Source organism: uncultured Shimia sp. (assembly GCF_913054185.1).
Taxonomy (GTDB): Bacteria; Pseudomonadota; Alphaproteobacteria; order Rhodobacterales; family Rhodobacteraceae; genus Shimia.
This window is the reverse complement of the sequence record NZ_CAJXIV010000162.1, coordinates 1-3,589: the sequence shown is the minus strand read 5'-3', so window position 1 is coordinate 3,589 and position 3,589 is coordinate 1. Positions and strand designations below refer to the sequence as shown.

The following is a 3,589-nucleotide window of genomic DNA, read 5'->3' as shown; positions in this document are numbered from 1 at the left end:
GGCAGCTCGCGAGCAGATTTGAGAGCCGAGTCAAACACGGCGAGTTCCGCTTCAGTTGGCAGCTCGCCGTGGATCAGCAGGTAGCAGACTTCCTCGAAGGTGGATTGTGTGGCGAGATCGTGGATGGAGTAGCCGCGATAAGACAGCTCGCCTTTGGCGCCATCGATATGGGAGACGCCAGAACGCTCGAAATAAATGCCCTTGAGGCCGCGGTTGATCTTGACGTTTTCGGTCACGGATGGCTCCTGTTGCGTATACGGAGGTATACATGAAGTTTATGGATGCGCTGTCGGCCAAGGTGGCGGCGAAAAACGCGCGGGTTGTGTTCCCCGAACACAAAGAACCGCGCACGGCTGAAGCCATGCGGGCGTTGGATCGGGATGGCCTGTGCCGGCCAGTGACGCTTGGTGATAACACAGAACGCTATGTGCAGGCGCTGATCGATACGCGCGGCATGAAAGAGCGGATCGCCCGACGGCTTGTCGAGAAGCCGCTTTATCGGGCGGCGGCGATGGTGGCGGCAGGTGAGGCGGACGCGATGACCGCGGGGGCGGAAGCGCCAACGCGACGTGTGATCGAGGCGGCCTCCATGGCGATTGGCCTGGCCGATGGCGTGAGCGTGCCGTCGAGCTTTTTCCTGATGAATTTCCAGGATGGCCGGTCGTTGATCTTTGCCGACTGTGGTTTGACAGTGGACCCTGACGCCGAAGGTTTGGCGGCGATTGCCACAGCCTCGGCGCGCAGTGGCGAAGCCTTGCTTGGTGCCGCGCGGGTGGCGTTGTTGTCGTTTTCCACCGGCACCAGTGGTGCGGGCGCCAGTGTCGATAAAGTGCGCAAAGCGGCCGAGTTGAGCGGATTCACAGGGCCGGTGCAAGGTGATGCGGCGTTGATTCCCGAGGTGGCCACGCGCAAAGGCGCGGGCGCGGGGGACGCGAATGTTCTGGTTTTCCCCAATTTGGATGCCGGCAACATCGCGTACAAACTGGCGATTGCCTTGGGTGGTGCGCAGGCCTTGGGGCCGATCCTGCAGGGGTTTCGCAAACCGGTTTGTGATTTGAGTCGTGGGGCCAGCGCGCAGGATATTGTTGCAGCGACCATTGTGACGCTGGCGCTGGACTGATGTAAGGGCGGGGGTCATGCGGGCCCCTCCGGTGCCTTTTCGGCCTGATCCAATGCGTCAGATTGGGCGACGGTGACAGCAACCATGTGCAGGATATCCTCGGCGGAACATCCGCGAGACAGGTCATTGGCGGGTTTTGCCAGGTCTTGCAGGACAGGACCGATCGCGGTTGCACCACCAACGCGCTGTGCAATTTTATAGCCCAAGTTACCGGCGTTCAGGCTGGGAAAGACAAAGACGTTGGCCGCGCCGCCAAGCGCAGATTTTTCAGCCTTTGATGCGGCGACTTCGGGCACAAAGGCGGCGTCGAACTGAAGCTCCCCGTCGATGATCAGATTGGGATCGGCCACTTTCGCCAGATGTGTTGCCGCCACAACTTTGGACACTTTGGGATGATCGGCGCTTCCGGCAGTGGAGAAAGACAACATGGCGACGCGGGGTGTCTCGCCGGTCAGCGCGCGGTATGACGCTGCGGAGGCGCGGGCAATTTCGGCCATTTCATTGGCGTCAGGATCCACAACAAGACCGCAATCCGCAAAGATATGTGCGCCTTTCACGATGTGATGTTCCTTGCAGTAGAGCATGAAAAAGAACGAGGAGACCATCGCCGAATTTGGCGCCTTCCCGATGATCTGAAGTGCGGTGCGCACAGTGTCGGATGTGGTCTCGGCAGCGCCGCCGACGGTGCCATGGGCGCGGCCGGTTTGCACCAAGAGCGCCGCATAGGTCAGGCGGTGACGGACTTGCGCGGCGGCTTTTTCCGGCGTCATGCCTTTGTGCGCACGCAAAGACACCAATGCGTCGCGGAATTCTTCAAACAGGGGGGTGTTATTGGGGTCGTGGATCTCGATGTCGCCCGCAACGTCCTCAAGGGTGGTGCCGTGGGATGCGAGATGCTCCGCGATGGTCTCCGGGTTGCCTACCAAAAGAACGCGGGCGACCTTTTCTTTGCGGATCATGAGCGCAGCCTCTGCTACGCGGGGATCATCGCCCTCAGAAAGGGCGATGATTTTGTCAGAGCCGCTGGCGGCACCAAGTATCTGGCGGAGCGGCTTCAAGGGGTCAGCTTCCGGTCTGTGGGACCATGTCCGCCGCATCGATGCCCGCCACGGAAACGGGCTTTTTCATCGCGTCACGACGGAAGGGTTCACCCAGTTCCTGGTTGATCATCGCTTCGATCAGGGTGGTTTTGCCATGGTTCATCTGATCGTCGATGGCTTTGTTCAGCGCGGCGGTCAGCTCGTCCATGGTGCGGGCGACAACGCCTTCCAGACCACAGGCCTGTGCGATGCCAGCATAAGACACGGATGTGTCCAGCTCGGTGCCGACAAAGTTGTCGTCAAACCAGAGTGTGGAGTTCCGCTTTTCTGCGCCCCACTGGTAGTTGCGGAAGACGATTTGTGTCACGGCGGGCCATTCGCCACGTCCAATTGCAGTGAGCTCGTTCACCGCGATACCAAAGGCACCGTCACCGGCAAAGCCGCAGACCGGCACGTCTGGCTGACCGATTTTTGCGCCAACGATGGCTGGCAGACCGTAGCCACAAGGGCCAAACAGGCCAGGTGCCAGATATTTGCGGCCTTCTTCAAAAGACGGGTAGGCATTGCCGATGGCGCAGTTGTTGCCGATGTCGGAGCTGATGATGGCTTCGCGCGGCAGAGCAGATTGGATCGCACGCCATGCCATACGTGGGGACATCCAGTCTGGTTTGTCCGCGCGGGCGCGTTCGTTCCAGCTGGTGCCCGGATCGTCGTCTTCGTGGTCCATGGACGAGAGCTGCTGTGCCCAGGCGGATTTGGTTTTGGAAATGCGGGCTTTGCGCTCTTCGCGACCAGCATCCCCCGCATTGTCGGCGAGTTGGTCGAGAATGCCTGTGGCCACTTTGGCGGCGTCGCCGACAATTCCCACTTCGACCTTTTTGGTCAGGCCGATGCGGTTTGGATTGATGTCCACTTGAATGATTTTGGCATCCGCTGGCCAATACTCCATGCCGTAGCCCGGCAGAGTGGAGAAGGGGTTCAGGCGGGTGCCGAGGGCCAGAATAACGTCAGCCTCTTTGATGAGCTCCATACCCGCTTTGGAGCCGTTGTAGCCCAATGGGCCGGCAAACAGCGGGTGGTTGCCCGGGAAGGCATCGTTGTGCTGGTAGCCAACGCACACCGGCGCATCGAGGCGTTCGGCCAGCGCGATGGAGGCGGAAATGCCGCCATCAGACAGAACCGTGCCCGCGCCGTTCAGGATCACCGGGTTTTTTGCGGAGGACAGCAGAGCGGCGGCGTCGGCCACGGAGTTGGTGCCACCGGAGGAGGCCTCAAACTCGATTGGATCCGGGATGTCGATGTCGATCACTTGAGTCCAGAAATCGCGCGGAATGTTGAGTTGGGCCGGGCCACAGAGGCGCTTGGCCTGGCTGATCACGCGGGTGAGAACCTCGGCGACGCGGGAAGGGTCACGCACCTCTTCCTGATA

General features: G+C 60.6%; 4 protein-coding genes. 1 reads left to right on the top strand and 3 read right to left on the bottom strand.

What is annotated here, in order from left to right; genetic code table 11:
- On the bottom strand, positions 1 to 236 hold a 236-nt coding region (locus tag QZ517_RS19810), incomplete at its 3' end, for a citrate/2-methylcitrate synthase (RefSeq protein WP_294230715.1).
- A gap of 32 nt (positions 237 to 268) precedes the next feature.
- Here QZ517_RS19810 and QZ517_RS19805 point away from each other — a divergent pair.
- Positions 269 to 1,120 carry a phosphate acyltransferase gene (locus QZ517_RS19805; RefSeq protein ID WP_294230710.1) on the top strand — a complete coding sequence of 284 codons (852 nt, stop codon included), beginning with the start codon at positions 269 to 271 and terminating at the stop codon, positions 1,118 to 1,120.
- Between the two features lie 14 nt (positions 1,121 to 1,134).
- Here QZ517_RS19805 and pta read toward each other — a convergent pair whose 3' ends face one another.
- Together pta and xsc are read right to left on the bottom strand one after the other, a co-directional pair.
- Positions 1,135 to 2,178: a phosphate acetyltransferase gene (pta, locus tag QZ517_RS19800; RefSeq protein WP_294230707.1), complete on the bottom strand. Its 1,044-nt coding sequence runs from the start codon at positions 2,176 to 2,178 to the stop codon at positions 1,135 to 1,137.
- Positions 2,179 to 2,182: 4 nt separating this feature from the next.
- The coding region (gene xsc, locus QZ517_RS19795; protein WP_294230705.1) for a sulfoacetaldehyde acetyltransferase at positions 2,183 to 3,589 on the bottom strand (1,407 nt) is incomplete at its 5' end.